The sequence below is a fragment of the Rhizobium sp. SL42 genome (assembly GCF_021729845.1).
Classification (GTDB): domain Bacteria; phylum Pseudomonadota; class Alphaproteobacteria; order Rhizobiales; family Rhizobiaceae; genus Allorhizobium.
The window spans coordinates 3,183,439-3,198,502 of sequence record NZ_CP063397.1; the positions used below are offsets into that span (position 1 = coordinate 3,183,439).

Genomic DNA, 15,064 nt, shown 5'->3' on the forward strand with positions numbered 1-15,064 from the left:
GGAAACCGCGCCGCAGGCACTGGTTAAATGACGTGGGCAGCAAGCCGGAAGCACGACGCCACCGGCTTGCTGTTTTGTTCAACGGTCAGGCGCCCTCACCGACAGCCTTTTCGGCTGCGGCAATCTCGGCCTGGCGCTTGGCAACTTCTTCGCCGATGGGAGGTCCTTTGAAACGCTTGTTTTCAAAGACGAACCAGACGATGGCAGTGATGACGAAGAAGCCGATCGTGATCGGAAGCGCCCAGTCATTCGGCGGCTGGATGCCGATGTAGAAGATCAGCGCCATGGCAAGAACCACCAGGACCGCAACGAGACGGAACAGGCCTGCTCCCATGTTCCAGGGACCCATTGCCGGCCACTTCGGCGTCCCGATGGCAACAAAGCCGAGCGCAATCGGAAGCGCGAAGGACAGGAACAGGAAGATGACCGTGCACGACACGACGATGGAATAGGCAGGCGTGCCGGCAATGGTGATGGCCGACGTGAACCACACGAACAAAACCGACAGGATCGAACCCGTCCAGATCGCAGCCACCGGCGAGCGATACTTCGTGCTGACCTTGGCAAGCGCTGCAGAGCCCGGCAGGCCCTTGTCACGCGAGAAGGCAAAGATCATCCGCGACAGCGAAGTCACCGTGGCAAGACCGCACAGGAACTGCGAAATGAAGATCAGGAAGTAGAGGATCTCCTTCATCGTCGGATTCACCTGCGCGTCCATCGCCCAGAAGAACACGTTCCAGCCCTGCTTTGCCGCATCATCCATGTTCGGCAGCATCAGGACGAACGAGCACAGCATGATGTAACCGAACAGCGCCGACCAGAATACCGACGAGATCATGCCGCGTGGCACGGATTCGGCCGCCTTGACCGTTTCTTCCGACGTATGCGCCGAAGCGTCATAGCCGGTGATCGTGTAGATCGGCAGCAACAGACCGAGAAGGAAGGCCATGGTGCCGGACACGGCAAATGGCCAGACAAGCGACGCGCCCTCGGTGCCGGTATAGTTGGCAAACGTGAAGAGGCGGCCAATTTCGAAGCTCGGCGCCGAAAACAGGCAAACCACCGTCAGCAGGATAGCCGTGACAAAGATCAAATAGCCCGAGAAATCGGTGAGCTTTGCCGTCAGGCCGATACCGAAATGGTTGATGCCGGCCTGCAGACCGGTGATCAGCGCCACGAAGAGGACGCGATGCGTCAGCGTGTCTTCGATGCCGAAATAGGCGCCGAACGAGCCGAAGAAGAAGTAGAAGGTGCCGACATTGATGGCGCCCAGAACGGTGACAAGTCCGAGCAGGTTCAGCCAGGCAGCCAGCCAGCCGGTGAAGCGGTTACCGAGGATCGAACCCCAGTGATAGAGGCCGCCGGCCGTCGGATAGGCCGAACTGATCTGCGCCAGACCGAGTGCGAACAGGCCCGAGATCAGGCAACCGAGCGGCCAGCCGATACCGATCGCAGCGCCGCCGGCGCCGGACGTAGCCTGGCCGAGGGAGTTGATACCGCCCGACAGGATGCAAATGATTGAAAAGGAAATGGCGAAGTTCGAAAATGAACTCATCCGTCGTTCGAGTTCCTGGGCATAGCCCATGGAATGCAGGATATGAAGATCCTGCTTTTTATCGGAATCAGAATAGTCTGACATGACGTCCCCCAATTGACGATTATCCGCGGAATTGCGGACAATTGACTGTCTTTCAGTTCCACCACTGACGGGCGGAGGTTGCAGCAGAGCCGCTCCCCTCGGGGTCTTGTTATTGTTTCAGGCAGTCGTTGATCGCGCGTTTGATCAGGACTGCCAGATAATCGGCCACAACCCCTTGGCCGTTACTCTCCGCGATCAGGTCATTGCGGACCTCGATCATGACATTGAGATGCCCCTGCGGCAGGGCATGCAATTTCAGGCTATGCGTGACGCCGTCCTCCGGACCGTAGGGCGCATTGCGCTCCACCCGGAACGGGCCACCCCTGGCGGCCTCCAGCATGCCATCCGCCAACCGGCTGTCGGCATCGTGCAGGATGCCGATCTCAACGGCCCGCGGCTTGCCGAAATACACCGGCGTGAAACTGTGCACGGTGACGAGGACGCTCGCGCGGCCGTCCGCCCGGCGCGCGGCAAGCGTCGCGCTGATGCGATCGTGAAACGGCACATAGAGTGCTGCGGTGCGCGCGTAGCGCTCGGCCGCATCAAGGTCGCGGTTCCCCGGAATGTCGTAGATTTCGCTGCGATCCGGCATGGCGGCGGGTGATTCCGGCGGGCGATTGCAGTCGTAGAGCAGACGGGAGAACCGCTGGTGGATCAGCACCGCATCAAGCTTTTCCGACAACAGCCGCGAAACCGCCAGGGCGCCCGGATCCCAGGCGATGTGGCTTTCCAGCGCTTCGGCCGTAAGGCCTAGGTCCCCTGCCCGCACAGGCAAGGCGCGACTTGCATGTTCACAGACCAGCACCACGGCGCCTGAAGCAGCGGAATTCTCCACTGCAACGGCTTCGCCGTCCGCCGACGTCAGGATGTCTGGCCTTGAGAGCATGCTGATTTCCCCTGCGCCATTCGGCTGCATTTATTGAGAAGAGAATTCTTCACGATTTAGCCGCTGTCAATGGGATCTGAAGAAATCTCTTCAAAATAGCAATTGACACATTCCGGCCATAAAGGCTTAATTCTCCAAAAGCCGGCAAAAGATCGGCTTGAGGGGAGACCATCGGTCCTTGCTAAGTGCGTCCAAGACAGTGTCGGACGTGATCCACGCCCATTTCGATGGGCTGACACGCGCCGAACGACAGCTGGCCGAGAGCCTGCTGGAAAATTACCCCGTCTCCGGCCTCGGCAGCATCACGACTGTCGCCGAGAACGCGGGCGTATCGACACCCACTGTCGCCCGCATGGTCCAGAAGCTCGGCTACAAGGGTTATCCGGAATTCCAGGCGCATCTGCATCAGGAACTTGAGGCGACAATCTCCAATCCGATCAGCAAGCACGACCGCTGGGCGGCCAACGCGCCGAACCGCCACATCCTCAATCGTTTTGCCGAAGCCGTGATCAACAATCTACGTGCATCGCTGGGCGAACTGAGAACATCGACCTTCGACGAGGCAGCGCGCCTGCTGGGCGACCGCAATCGCAGCCTGTATTTTGTCGGCGGCCGTATCACCGGCGCGCTGGCCGAATATTTTTTCACCCATATGCAGGTCATCAGGCCGAAGACGACGCTGATGTCGTCGAATGCCAGCTCCTGGCCGCAGCATGTCCTCAACATGCAGGCCGGCGACGTGTTGATCGTCTTCGACATTCGTCGCTACGAAGCCGACATGACCACTCTTGCCGAGGTTGCCAGGGCCAACGGTGTCGAGATCATCCTCTTTACCGACCAGTGGATGTCGCCCGTCGCCCAGCATGCCCGCAACTGTTTCAAGCTCCACATCGAAGCGCCATCCGCCTGGGATTCGTCCGTGGTGACGCTGTTTGTCGTGGAGGCCCTGATAGAAGCCGTGCAGAGCTCGTCCTGGGATGAGACGCGCGAACGTATGAATACCCTGGAAGGCTTGTTCGAGCAGGCACGCCTGTTTCGAAAGCCCCGAGAAAGAGGGTAAACGCGAGCATGGAGGACCAGACCCGATGAACGTCGGCAAGTGGGGAAAGACAGTTTGCCGCCGTCAACCGTCACACAACGATAATAAACCGCACCTAAGTGAACCGCATCGCTGCCAACTCAGAGGAGAATTCCAGTGATTACCAATTTCCGCAAAGCCCTGTCCCTTACGACGGCTCTCGTGATGGCCAGCTCGGCCGTTGCCTACGCCGAACCGAGCGCAGAACTGATCGAAGCGGCCAAGAAGGAAGGCATGCTGACCACCATCGCACTGCCGCACGACTGGTGCGGTTACGGCGCCGTCATCGATGGCTTCAAGAAGAAGTATCCGGAGATCACCGTCAACGAGCTGAACCCGGATGCCGGTTCGGCCGACGAAGTCGAAGCCATCAAGGCCAACAAGGACAACAAGGGCCCGCAGGCGCCGGACGTTGTTGACGTCGGCCTCGCTTTCGGCCCGCAGATGAAGGCCGAAGGCCTGCTGCAGCCTTACAAGGTCTCCACCTGGGACGAAATCCCGGAAAACGTCAAGGATGCCGAAGGCTACTGGTACGGCGACTATTACGGCGTCATGTCGCTGCTGGTGAACAAGGACCTCGTTGCCAACACGCCGAAGGACTGGTCGGACCTCCTGAAGCCGGAATATGCCGGTCAGGTCGCCCTCGCCGGTGATCCGCGCGCTTCCAACCAAGCTATCCTCGGCGTTCTTGCAGCCGGCCTCGCATCGGGCGCCAAGGCTGGCAAGGACGCTGGCGAAGCTGGCCTGAAGTATTTCGGCGAGCTGAACAAGGCCGGCAACTTCGTTCCGGTCATCGGCAAGTCCGGTACGCTCGCTCAGGGTGCAACCCCGATCGTCGTCATGTGGGACTACAACGCGCTCGCCGCCAAGGACACGCTGGCCGGCAACCCACCGGTTGAAGTCGTTGTTCCGGCATCGGGCGTTCTCGCAGGCGTCTACGTTCAGGGCATCTCGGCCTTCGCCCCGCATCCGAACGCCGCCAAGCTCTGGATGGAATACCTCTATTCCGACGAAGGCCAGACTGCATGGCTCGCAGGCTATTGCCACCCGGCACGCTTCAACGCGATGTCGGCCGCCGGCAAGATCCCTGCCGACCTGCTGGCAAAGCTGCCGCCGGCTGAATCCTATGCCAAGGCCTACTTCCCGACACTCGAGGAAGTCGATGCCAACAAGGCTGCCGTGACCGGCGCCTGGGACAGCGTCGTTGGCGCCAACGTCCAGTAAAGCATAGCTTATTAAAGCCGCCCCGGTCTTGCGACCGGGGCGGCATTTGCATTTTATAGAAACCGCGAACCGCGCGGACGAAGGGGCACCAGCAATGTCATCTCAACAGGTCAGTTCAGCTGCGCCCCCCGGGCCACGCTTCCGCCTCCCCCTCCACTGGCTGGGCGTTCTGCCCTTTGCAGCCTTCACCATACTTTTCCTGATCATGCCGACGATGAAAATCGTCATTGGCGCCTTCCAGACCCCGGACGGGACGTTCACGCTGGACAATATCCGCGGCCTGTTCACTCCATCGATCATGTCGGCCTATCTGATCTCCATCCGGATCAGCCTTGCCTCCGCCATCCTCGGCTGCGCCATCGGCTTTGCCGTCGCGGCCGCCGTCGTGCTGGGCGGATTGCCGCAATGGATCCGCGGCCCGCTGCTGACCTTTTCAGGCGTTGCCTCCAATTTCGCCGGCGTACCGCTCGCCTTCGCCTTTCTCGCAACCCTTGGCCCAGTCGGCCTTGTCACGGTCTTCCTCAAGACCCAGCTTGGGGTTGACCTGCGCATGCTCGGTTTCAACCTCCTGTCCTTCTGGGGCCTGACGCTGACCTATCTCTTTTTCCAGATCCCGCTGATGATCCTGATCATCACGCCTGCGCTGGACGGCCTGAAAAGGGAATGGCGCGAGGCAGCCTCGATCCTCGGCGCCACCAATGCACAATACTGGCGCCTGGTCGCCTTCCCTATCCTGCTTCCCTCCTTCCTGGGCACGATAGCACTTCTGTTCGCAAATGCCTTCGGCGCTGTCGCAACTGCGATCGCGCTGACCGGCTCGTCACTGAATATCGTGCCGATCCTGCTCTTTGCGCAGATCCGCGGCGACGTCCTCGGCGATCCTCATCTCGGCTATGCACTGGCCTTCGGCATGATCGTGGTCACCGGCGTGGCCAATGCAGTCTATATCTGGCTCCGCGCCCGCAGTGAAAGGTGGCTGAAATGAAGCGTCTATGGGCTTGGGGAGCCCTTACTTTCGGCCTCCTCTATTTCTTCCTGCCGCTGATCGGCATGACCAATTTCTCGCTGAAGATGCGGCGCGGCGCTTATTCTTTCGATGCCTATGTCAAGGTGTTGAATGATCCGCGCTTCCAGGAGACATTCACCTATTCCGTCACCATGGCGCTGGTGACCATCCTGTTCGGCATCTTCCTGATCGTGCCCACCGCCTATTGGGTTCGTCTGAAATTGCCGGGTCTGCGTCCCTACATCGAATTCGTCACGCTTCTGCCGCTGGTCATTCCCGCCATCGTCATCGTCTTTGGCTATATCCGCCTCTACAACACATCGAGCTGGCTGCCGCTCACCGGCTCCTCCCTTGGCACAGATGTCCTGCTGATGTTCGGTTATGCGACCTTGGCATTGCCCTATATGTACCGTGCCGTCGACACGGGTTTGCGCACCATCGATGTCGGAACCCTGACAGAGGCAGCCCAAAGCCTCGGTGCCGGCTGGTTCACGATCATTTCGCGCATCATCCTGCCCAATGTGCTGGTCGCCGTCCTTTCAGGCGCCTTCCTGACCTTCGCCATCGTCATCGGCGAGTTCACCATGGCAGCCCTTCTCAACAAGCCGGCCTTTGGCCCCTACATGCAGTTGCTCGGCGCCAACCGCGCCTATGAACCTGCTGCCCTGGCGGTCATCGCCTTCGGCATCACCTGGGGTTGCCTTGGACTGATCCAGCTTGTTTCCCGTTTCCAGAAAACCGCGCCTCGCCAGGCCTGAGGACTGAACCTTCATGAGCTTTCTCACACTCACCAATCTGCAGAAATCCTTTGGGCCGACCAAGGTCGTTCACGACTTCAACATGGCGATCGACAAGGGCGAGTTCATCTCCTTCCTTGGGCCGTCGGGCTGCGGCAAGACGACGATCCTGCGCATGATCGCCGGCTTCGAGAGCCCGAGCGGCGGCACGATCGAAATCGCCGGCAAGGATCAGACAAACCTGAAGCCGAACCAGCGCAATATCGGCATGGTCTTCCAGGCCTATGCGCTGTTTCCCAACATGAATGTCTTCGACAATGTCGCCTTCGGCCTGAAGATCGCCGGCATGCCAAAGGCTGCCATCGAGGCGCGCGTTAAGGAAATGCTCGCCCTGATCCATCTCGAACACCTGGCCGAGCGTTATCCTTACCAGCTGTCCGGCGGCCAGCAGCAGCGCGTGGCGCTCGCCCGCGCGCTTGCGCCCAAGCCGCAGGTGCTTCTGCTCGACGAACCGCTTTCGGCACTGGACGCCAAGATCCGCGTCTCGCTGCGCGAGGAAATCCGCCATATCCAGCAGAAGCTCGGCATCACCACCGTCTTCGTCACCCATGACCAGGAAGAGGCCCTGTCGATCTCCGACCGCATCGTCGTCATGAATGCCGGCAAGGCCGACCAGATCGGTACCCCGTTCGAGATCTACAACCGCCCGACCACACGTTTCGTCGCCTCCTTCGTCGGCACGCTGAACGTTCTGGAGGCGACCGTGACCGACCAGGCGGCCGGCCTCGTCAGGATCGGCGATGCAACCCTTGCGATCAATGACACCATCCCGGCCGCCAACGGATCGACCGTGCAACTCGCCATGCGCCCGGAAGCGGGTGCTCTGGCCGGCAATGGTCAAGCAACCGTCAGCGGCAAAGTCACATCCAGCCAGTTCCTCGGCTCAGTGATCCGCACCCGTGTCGAGGTTGCGGGAAAGTCGATTTCCTTCGACACGTTCAACGATCCCGGCACCAAGCCGCCGGTGATCGGCGATCTGGTCGGCGTCAAGATCGACCCGTCCGGCCTGATCGTACTCGCGGACTAGAAAACCCGACATTTCGGGTGGTAAACACTTTTCGGCGCGCATTCACAATGCGCGCCGAAGCACATTCAGGCAGGGAGGACATACCGATGCGCGCTCTTTTTTACGAACGTTTCGGCGAAACACCGACGGTCAGCACATTGCCCGACCCGACACCCTCTCCTTCCGGCGTCGTCGTCGCCGTCAAGGCAACCGGCCTCTGCCGCAGCGACTGGCACGGCTGGATGGGCCACGACCCGGATATCCGCCTGCCGCATGTGCCCGGCCATGAACTGGCGGGCACTATTGCCGCGATCGGCCGCGATGTCCGTCGATTCAGGATCGGCGACCGGGTCACCGTGCCTTTCGTTTCGGGCTGCGGCCACTGCCATGAATGCCGTTCCGGCAACCAGCAGGTCTGCGAAGAGCAGTTCCAGCCCGGCTTCACCCATTGGGGTTCCTTCGCCGAATATGTCGCAATCGATTACGCCGACCAGAACCTCGTCCACCTGCCCGACAGCATGAGTTATGAGACCGCGGCCAGTCTCGGCTGTCGCTTCGCCACGTCGTTTCGTGCCGTCGTCGATCAGGGGCGTCTGAAGGGCGGCGAATGGCTGGCCGTGCATGGCTGCGGCGGCGTCGGCCTGTCGGCGATCATGATCGGCCACGCACTCGGTGCCAATGTCGTGGCCATAGACATTGCCGACGACAAGCTGGCACTGGCCCGCCAGCTCGGCGCGACGGTTGCGATCAACAGCCGCGAGGTGCCTGATCTGGTAGAGGCGGTGCGCGAGGCAACCGGAGGCGGCGCCCATGTCTCGGTGGATGCGCTTGGCCACCCGCAAACCTGCTTCCATTCGATCAGCAACCTGAGACGACGCGGACGCCACGTCCAGGTCGGATTGATGCTCGGCGAGCACGCTACGCCCGCGATTCCGATGGCGCGCGTCATCGGCCATGAACTCGAGATCTACGGCAGCCACGGCATGCAGGCCTGGCGTTACGACGCCATGCTGGAAATGATCTTGTCCGGCAAACTCGCACCGGAAAAGCTGATCGGCCGGCACATCAGCCTCGATGAGGCGGCTCTGGCGCTGACGGAAATGGATAGCTTCAAGGACAGCGGTATCAGCATCATCGACGGTTTCGTCTGATGGAGCATCAACCAATCTGCCTGGTCAGGCGGCGCGGCGGAAGTGGACGACGAAACCTTGAAATTCTTGCAAGGGTTCGAACCCCGTTAATAGTTTTATGGTGAGTTGACGCAACGTAAGACAGTTTGAACGACCATCAATTCGCCCATGACGGAGGTTACAAACGCGATGAGCATGCCGAGACAGGGCGCGCCGATCTATCCGGCCGGGTTCATCGATCAATTGATGCGATTGAAGCGCGGATCCGTTTCAAGGCGGCATTTCCTGCAGGTAACGGGTCTCGGCCTTGCAGGTCTCATGTTCGGCGGCACAGGGAACGGTTGGGCTCCGGCCCATGCGGGCTCGCTCGGCAGGAGCGTCAGCATTGCAACCTGGCCGAACTACCACGACCCGGCGACATTCGAGCAATTCTCGCAACAGCATGGCGTCGCGGTAAATGTCGAGATCATCGGCTCCAACGAGATGATGATCCAGCGCATGCAGACGCAGACGGCGGCCTGGGATCTCATTGTACCGACACAATATGCCCTCACCCCCTATGCAGGCCTGAGTTTGATCGAACCGCTTGATCTGGCCGCACTGCCGAATTTTGATCCGGCTGCCAATCCAGAACGCTATCTCGCGCCGGCCATGTTCGGCGGCAGGCTTCATGCTCTGCCGAAGAATACCGGCACTACCGGCATCGCCTACAACCGACGCAAACTTGATCCGGTGACGAGTTGGCGCAGCTTCTTCGACACAGCCATGGGCGATGCTTCGGGCCGGACAATTGTTCAGGACTACCAGTTGACCACGATCGGCGGTGCGCTTGTTGCCCTCGGCTATCCCTTCAACTCGATAGACCCGAACGCCCTTTCCAAGGCGGAGGACTTGTTGATGCAGGTAAAGCCGCATCTGCTGGCGATCGACAGCGACTACCAGCCGGCCATGCGCGCTGGTGACGCCTGGCTCAGCATGTGCTGGAGCAACGACGCCGCGCAACTGGTCCGCGACATGGATGAGATCCAATATAGCCTTGGATCGGACGGTGGCGAGATCTGGACCGACTACTACGCGATTCCGACGGGGGCACAGAACAGACCGGCTGCCTATGCTTTGCTGAACCACCTGATGGATCCGAAAGTTGCAGCCGCCGATCTTCTGATCAATGGCGGCGCGACCACAGACAGCCGGGTTTTTCCACTCCTGCCGGAGGAAATCATCTCCGACAAGGTCATCTATCCGGACGAAGCCAGCTTGAGCGCGCTGGAATATGCAATTGCGGTTGTGCTTACAGACCCGAACCGGGCCGCCATCATGACCCGCTTCAAGGCCGCATTATAAAAACCGGAGACTGTTCACCTTTGCGGCAACAAATGATTGCGAATCTGCCACTCTGCCCGATGCGTTGCCGTCAGGATTTGCAAGGATGCCCCTATGAGCCCCAAGCCCACCATTTCCATCATCGATGTCATTTCCGATCCGGGCAAGGAAGGACGACCCAACGAAGACCGGCTCGGATACAATCAACATGCCGCCTTCGTTTTCGACGGCGCAACGGGTCTGGGCGATCGCCAATTCATGCAGGGTTACGGCTCCGATGCCGCCTGGATCGCCGAATTCGGCGCCATGCAGTTGGAGCAACGGCTGGATGCGACAGCCGATCCGAAATCCATCCTGCGCGCCATCTCCGAAAATGCGCGGCAGGCTTTCGAAGCCGTTGCCGGCGATCAACCTCGCTATGCCTGGCCACTCTGCAGCCTGACCGCTCTACGCGCCACACCGACAGGCTTTCAGTATTTCGGCCTGGGCGACAGCGCCCTCTACATCCTGCATGACGACGGACGGAGCGATTTTGTCATCCCGCTCCCCGGCGCCTATGAATGGGAACAGCACCGCGCCGCGGAACACATAACCCGCCTTGGCGGCATCGGCGCATCCGGCAGCGCCAATACCGACCCGACGACGCTCGAAAACCTGCGCAAGGGCCGCGCGCTGCAGAATACCCCGAATGGCGCGACCTGGACCTTCGGCGTGGTACCTGAGGCTGCCGACCATCTGTTCATCTGCGACGTGCCCGTTCACGGCGGCGGTGCGACGGCTATCTTGTGCTCCGATGGATTGGCCGACCTCGTCGCCCTCTACAAGGCCTATGATCCCGCCTCGCTGATCCGGCGCGCGGCAACAACGGGCCTGCGCTCACTGGTCGCCGAATTGCGCCACTACGAGCGAGAACTGGATCCGGACGGGCTGCAATATCCCCGCTTCAAGCAGTCGGATGATACGACGGCGATCCTGTTGCGACTTGAGGCGTGAAGGCAATTAGGAATCAGCCTCAATAACTTATCGCCAAAACCGGAATCGGTTTGCGAACAAGTTGGCGCATGGCTTCAGGCTATTTCTTCGCCGCTTCTGCCCCCATCCGTCTGCCGGCACCTTCTCTCCCTTCCGCGCGGAGAGAGTTCAGGTTGAGTATCAGCACGTTCCTCAGGCATCCGCCTTCGGCACATAGTTCAAAACCGGCCCGAGCCAGCGTTCCACTTCGCGCACATCCATACCCTTGCGCACGGCGTAATCCTCGACCTGGTCTCGCTCGACCTTGGCGACGCCGAAATAGTAGCTGTCGGGATGACCGATATAGAGGCCCGAAACGGACGAGCCCGGCCACATGGCATAGCTTTCCGTCAACGTCACACCGGTTGCCTTCGTTGCATCCAGCAGCGAGAACAGCGTCACCTTCTCCGTATGGTCGGGCTGGGCGGGATAGCCTGGCGCCGGACGAATGCCGGCATAATCCTCGGCCACCAGCTGTTCCGGCGAAAACGCCTCGGCTGGCGCGTATCCCCAGAACTCGCGGCGCACGCGCTCATGCATACGCTCGGCAAAAGCCTCGGCAAACCGGTCGGCCAGCGCCTTGACCATGATCGACGAATAGTCGTCATTGGCCCGTTCGAAGCGTTCCGCGATCGCCACTTCCTCGATGCCAGCCGTGACGACGAAACCGCCGACATAGTCCTCGATGCCGGTGTCCAGCGGAGCGACGAAATCGCTCAGCGCGACATTCGGACGACCGTCGCGCTTCGACAGCTGCTGGCGAAGCGTGAAGAACGTCGCCCGCTCCTCGGTCCGGCTGTGGTCGGTGTAGACACGGATGTCGTCGCCAACGGCATTAGCCGGCCAGAAGCCGATGACGGCGCGCGGACGGAACCAGTTTTCCGCGATGATCTTGTCCAGCATCGCCTGCGCATCGGCGTAAAGCGCACGTGCCGCCTCCCCCTGCTTCTCGTCTTCGAGAATGGCAGGATATCGTCCCTTGAGTTCCCAGGTCTGGAAGAACGGCGTCCAGTCAATGTATGTCGCGAGTTCGGCGAGGTCATAGTCCTCGAAAACCTGGGTGCCGATGAAGCCCGGCTTCGTCGGCTTGTAGGCCGGCCAGTCGATCTTCACCGCATTTTCGCGGGCGCGCGCCAGCGGCAGACGCTGCTTTTCTGCTTCAGCGCGGGCATGTGCGTCCGCCACCTTGGCATATTCGCCGCGCAGGGTGTCGATCGTGGTTTCCCGCGTATCATCGGATAGAAGCGACGACACCACGCCGACGGCACGGCTGGCGTCAGTGACATAGACCGCCTGCCCCGCCTGATACTGCGGGTGGATCTTGACGGCCGTATGTACCCGGCTGGTCGTCGCGCCACCGATGAGAAGCGGGATGTTGAAGCCCTGCCGCTGCATTTCGGCAGCAACATGCACCATCTCGTCCAGCGACGGCGTAATCAGGCCGGAAAGTCCGATGATGTCGACCTTTTCGTCGATCGCCGTCTGCAGGATCTTGGTCGCCGGCACCATGACGCCAAGGTCGATGATCTCGTAATTGTTGCAGGCGAGAACCACGCCGACGATGTTCTTGCCGATGTCATGCACGTCGCCTTTTACCGTCGCCATCAGCACCTTGCCGGCAGCCTGGCGCTCGCCGGTGCCGCCATTGGCCCGTTTTTCCTCTTCCATGTAAGGAAGCAGCACCGCAACCGCCTGCTTCATTACGCGGGCAGACTTGACCACCTGCGGCAGGAACATCTTGCCAGCCCCGAAAAGGTCGCCGACCACGTTCATGCCCGCCATCAGCGGCCCTTCGATAACGTGCAGCGGCCGGGCTGCCCGCAGGCGGGCTTCCTCGGTATCGGCGTCGATGAATTCGGTGATGCCGTTGACCAGCGCATGCTCCAGCCGCTTTTCCACCGGCTGCTCGCGCCAGGACAGATCCTGCACCCGCGCCTGTTTCTCGCCGGTGCCGCGATAACGCTCGGCGATCTCCAGCAAACGCTCGGTGCCATCACTGCGACGGTTGAGCACCACGTCTTCGCAGGCCTCGCGCAGATCGGCATCGATGCTCTCGTAGACCGCCAGCTGGCCGGCATTGACGATGCCCATGTCCATGCCCGCCTGGATGGCATGGTAGAGAAACACCGCATGCATGGCCTCGCGCACCGGCTCGTTGCCGCGGAACGAGAACGACAGGTTCGACACGCCACCCGAGATATGCACGAGCGGCATGCGCTCGCGAATGGTGCGGGTCGCCTCGATGAAGTCGACGCCGTAGTTGTTGTGCTCCTCGATGCCGGTCGCCACGGCAAAGATGTTCGGGTCGAAAATGATGTCTTCTGGCGGGAAACCGGCTTCTTCGGTCAGGATCTTGTAGGCGCGCGAGCAGATCTCGACCTTGCGCTCATAGGTATCGGCCTGGCCCTGCTCGTCGAAGGCCATGACGACGACGGCTGCGCCATAATTGCGGATCAGCCGGCCCTGGGCGATAAAATTCTCCTCGCCTTCCTTCAGCGAGATCGAATTCACCACCGACTTGCCCTGAACGCATTTCAGGCCGCTTTCGATGATCTGGAACTTCGAACTGTCGATCATGACCGGAACGCGGGCGATATCCGGCTCGGCCGCGATCAGGTTGAGAAACTCGACCATCGCCTTTTCCGAATCGATCAGGCCTTCATCCATGTTGATGTCGATGATCTGCGCGCCATTTTCCACCTGTTCGCGGGCGACGACAAGCGCCGCGGAATAGTCGCCGGCGGTGATCAGCTTGCGGAACTTGGCCGAGCCGGTAACATTGGTGCGCTCGCCGACATTGACGAAGGGGATGTCCTTGGTCAGCACGAAGGGCTCGAGACCCGACAGCGACATGAACGGCCGGTGCTCGGCGGGCACCCGCGGCGCCTTGCCGGCAATCGCCTCCGAGATTGCCCGGATATGCTCCGGCGTCGATCCGCAGCAACCGCCGACGACATTGACGATGCCTTCATCGGCAAAACCGGCCACGAGGACTGCCATTTCCTCTGGGCTCTGGTCATAGAGACCGAATTCGTTCGGCAGGCCGGCATTCGGATAGGCCGAAATGAAGGTGTCGGCGACGCCTGACAATTCCTGCAGATGCGGCCGCATCGCGTCGGCGCCCAGCGCGCAGTTGAGACCGACGGCAAACGGCCGTGCATGCGAGATCGAATTCCAGAAGGCCGACGGCGTCTGGCCCGACAGCGTGCGTCCGGACAGGTCAGTGATCGTGCCGGAAATCATCACCGGCAGGCGGATGCCCTTGGCGGCAAACCGTTCCTCACAGGCAAAGATCGCAGCCTTGGCATTCAGCGTGTCGAAGATCGTCTCGATCAGGATGAGATCGGCCCCGCCATCGATCAGCCCGTCGATCTGCTCGCCATAGGCGAGCCGCAGATCGTCGAAGGAGACGGCGCGGTAGCCGGGATTGTTGACGTCGGGAGAAATCGAGGCCGTGCGGTTGGTCGGTCCGATCGCTCCCGCGACGAAGCGGCGCTTGCCATCCTCGCGCTCGGCCCTGAGAATAGCGCGGCGCACGGCATGCGCGCCCTCCTTGTTCAGGTCATAGACCGCACCTTCCATCTGGTAGTCGGCCTGGGCGATGCGGGTCGAGGAAAAGGTATTGGTTTCAATGATATCCGCCCCCGCCATCGCATAGCGGAAATGGATGTCCTCGATCGCTTGCGGCTGCGACAGGATCAGGAGGTCGTTATTGCCCTGCTGGTGACAGGCACAGCCGATGAAGCGCTCGCCACGAAAATCGTCCTCGGAAAGCCCCAGCCCCTGGATCTCGGTGCCCATGGCGCCATCAAGCACCAGAATGCGCTCGCGCGCCGCCTGCTGCAGCGCTTTCAGAATCTCGGCTCCGTCCCGATTGGCGCCCTGGCGACCGAACAGTGAATCGAGCATGAGCGAATTCCTTTATTTCAAATACGACACTCGCCAGATCACATAAAGATATCTT

At 60.8% G+C, this 15,064-nt stretch carries 11 protein-coding genes; 8 read left to right on the plus strand and 3 right to left on the minus strand.

Annotation, left to right across the window (positions count from 1 at the left end):
• Positions 1-85: 85 nt before the first annotated feature.
• Entirely contained in the window at positions 86-1,639 is a 1,554-nt protein-coding gene (locus IM739_RS15040; protein ID WP_237368510.1) for an amino acid permease, read from the minus strand.
• Between the two features lie 109 nt (positions 1,640-1,748).
• Positions 1,749-2,525 carry an N-formylglutamate amidohydrolase gene (locus IM739_RS15045; RefSeq protein WP_237368511.1) on the minus strand — a complete coding sequence of 259 codons (777 nt, stop codon included), beginning with the start codon at positions 2,523-2,525 and terminating at the stop codon, positions 1,749-1,751.
• 178 nt (positions 2,526-2,703) lie between these two features.
• Here IM739_RS15045 and IM739_RS15050 point away from each other — a divergent pair, with 178 nt between their 5' ends.
• The 8 genes from IM739_RS15050 (at position 2,704) to IM739_RS15085 (ending at position 11,082) form a co-directional block, all read left to right on the plus strand.
• Positions 2,704-3,585 carry a MurR/RpiR family transcriptional regulator gene (locus IM739_RS15050; protein ID WP_237368512.1) on the plus strand — a complete coding sequence of 294 codons (882 nt, stop codon included), beginning with the start codon at positions 2,704-2,706 and terminating at the stop codon, positions 3,583-3,585.
• Between the two features lie 183 nt (positions 3,586-3,768).
• Positions 3,769-4,827 (plus strand): ABC transporter substrate-binding protein, encoded by a 1,059-nt coding sequence (locus tag IM739_RS15055; protein WP_442981140.1) that lies wholly within the window; start codon positions 3,769-3,771, stop codon positions 4,825-4,827.
• 94 nt (positions 4,828-4,921) lie between these two features.
• Complete coding sequence (locus IM739_RS15060; RefSeq protein WP_237368514.1) at positions 4,922-5,812, plus strand: ABC transporter permease; 891 nt, start codon at positions 4,922-4,924, stop codon at positions 5,810-5,812.
• Positions 5,809-6,591 carry an ABC transporter permease gene (locus IM739_RS15065; protein WP_237368515.1) on the plus strand — a complete coding sequence of 261 codons (783 nt, stop codon included), beginning with the start codon at positions 5,809-5,811 and terminating at the stop codon, positions 6,589-6,591. The genes IM739_RS15060 and IM739_RS15065 overlap by 4 nt, the downstream gene beginning before the upstream one ends.
• A 13-nt stretch (positions 6,592-6,604) precedes the next feature.
• Positions 6,605-7,657, plus strand: a complete 1,053-nt coding sequence (locus IM739_RS15070) for an ABC transporter ATP-binding protein (RefSeq protein WP_237368516.1) — start codon at positions 6,605-6,607, stop codon at positions 7,655-7,657.
• 86 nt (positions 7,658-7,743) lie between these two features.
• Positions 7,744-8,787, plus strand: a complete 1,044-nt coding sequence (locus IM739_RS15075) for a zinc-dependent alcohol dehydrogenase family protein (protein ID WP_237368517.1) — start codon at positions 7,744-7,746, stop codon at positions 8,785-8,787.
• A 174-nt stretch (positions 8,788-8,961) separates the two neighbouring features.
• Positions 8,962-10,110: an ABC transporter substrate-binding protein gene (locus IM739_RS15080; protein WP_442981141.1), complete on the plus strand. Its 1,149-nt coding sequence runs from the start codon at positions 8,962-8,964 to the stop codon at positions 10,108-10,110.
• A 93-nt stretch (positions 10,111-10,203) separates the two neighbouring features.
• Complete coding sequence (locus IM739_RS15085) at positions 10,204-11,082, plus strand: protein phosphatase 2C domain-containing protein (RefSeq protein WP_237368519.1); 879 nt, start codon at positions 10,204-10,206, stop codon at positions 11,080-11,082.
• A gap of 171 nt (positions 11,083-11,253) precedes the next feature.
• On the opposite strand, the gene metH is transcribed toward IM739_RS15085, so the two are convergent.
• Entirely contained in the window at positions 11,254-15,009 is a 3,756-nt protein-coding gene (gene metH / locus IM739_RS15090; protein ID WP_237368520.1) for a methionine synthase, read from the minus strand.
• Positions 15,010-15,064 lie beyond the last annotated feature (55 nt).

Excerpts from the sequence above, each read along its gene's own strand:
- IM739_RS15040 (WP_237368510.1), bottom strand. The coding sequence starts at position 1,639 with ATGTCAGACTATTCTGATTCCGATAAAAAGCAGGATCTTCATATCCTG.
- IM739_RS15045 (WP_237368511.1), bottom strand. The coding sequence starts at position 2,525 with ATGCTCTCAAGGCCAGACATCCTGACGTCGGCGGACGGCGAAGCCGTT.
- IM739_RS15055 (WP_442981140.1), top strand. The coding sequence starts at position 3,769 with ATGGCCAGCTCGGCCGTTGCCTACGCCGAACCGAGCGCAGAACTGATC.
- IM739_RS15060 (WP_237368514.1), top strand. The coding sequence starts at position 4,922 with ATGTCATCTCAACAGGTCAGTTCAGCTGCGCCCCCCGGGCCACGCTTC.
- IM739_RS15065 (WP_237368515.1), top strand. The coding sequence starts at position 5,809 with ATGAAGCGTCTATGGGCTTGGGGAGCCCTTACTTTCGGCCTCCTCTAT.
- IM739_RS15070 (WP_237368516.1), top strand. The coding sequence starts at position 6,605 with ATGAGCTTTCTCACACTCACCAATCTGCAGAAATCCTTTGGGCCGACC.
- IM739_RS15075 (WP_237368517.1), top strand. The coding sequence starts at position 7,744 with ATGCGCGCTCTTTTTTACGAACGTTTCGGCGAAACACCGACGGTCAGC.
- IM739_RS15080 (WP_442981141.1), top strand. The coding sequence starts at position 8,962 with ATGCCGAGACAGGGCGCGCCGATCTATCCGGCCGGGTTCATCGATCAA.
- IM739_RS15085 (WP_237368519.1), top strand. The coding sequence starts at position 10,204 with ATGAGCCCCAAGCCCACCATTTCCATCATCGATGTCATTTCCGATCCG.
- metH (WP_237368520.1), bottom strand. The coding sequence starts at position 15,009 with ATGCTCGATTCACTGTTCGGTCGCCAGGGCGCCAATCGGGACGGAGCC.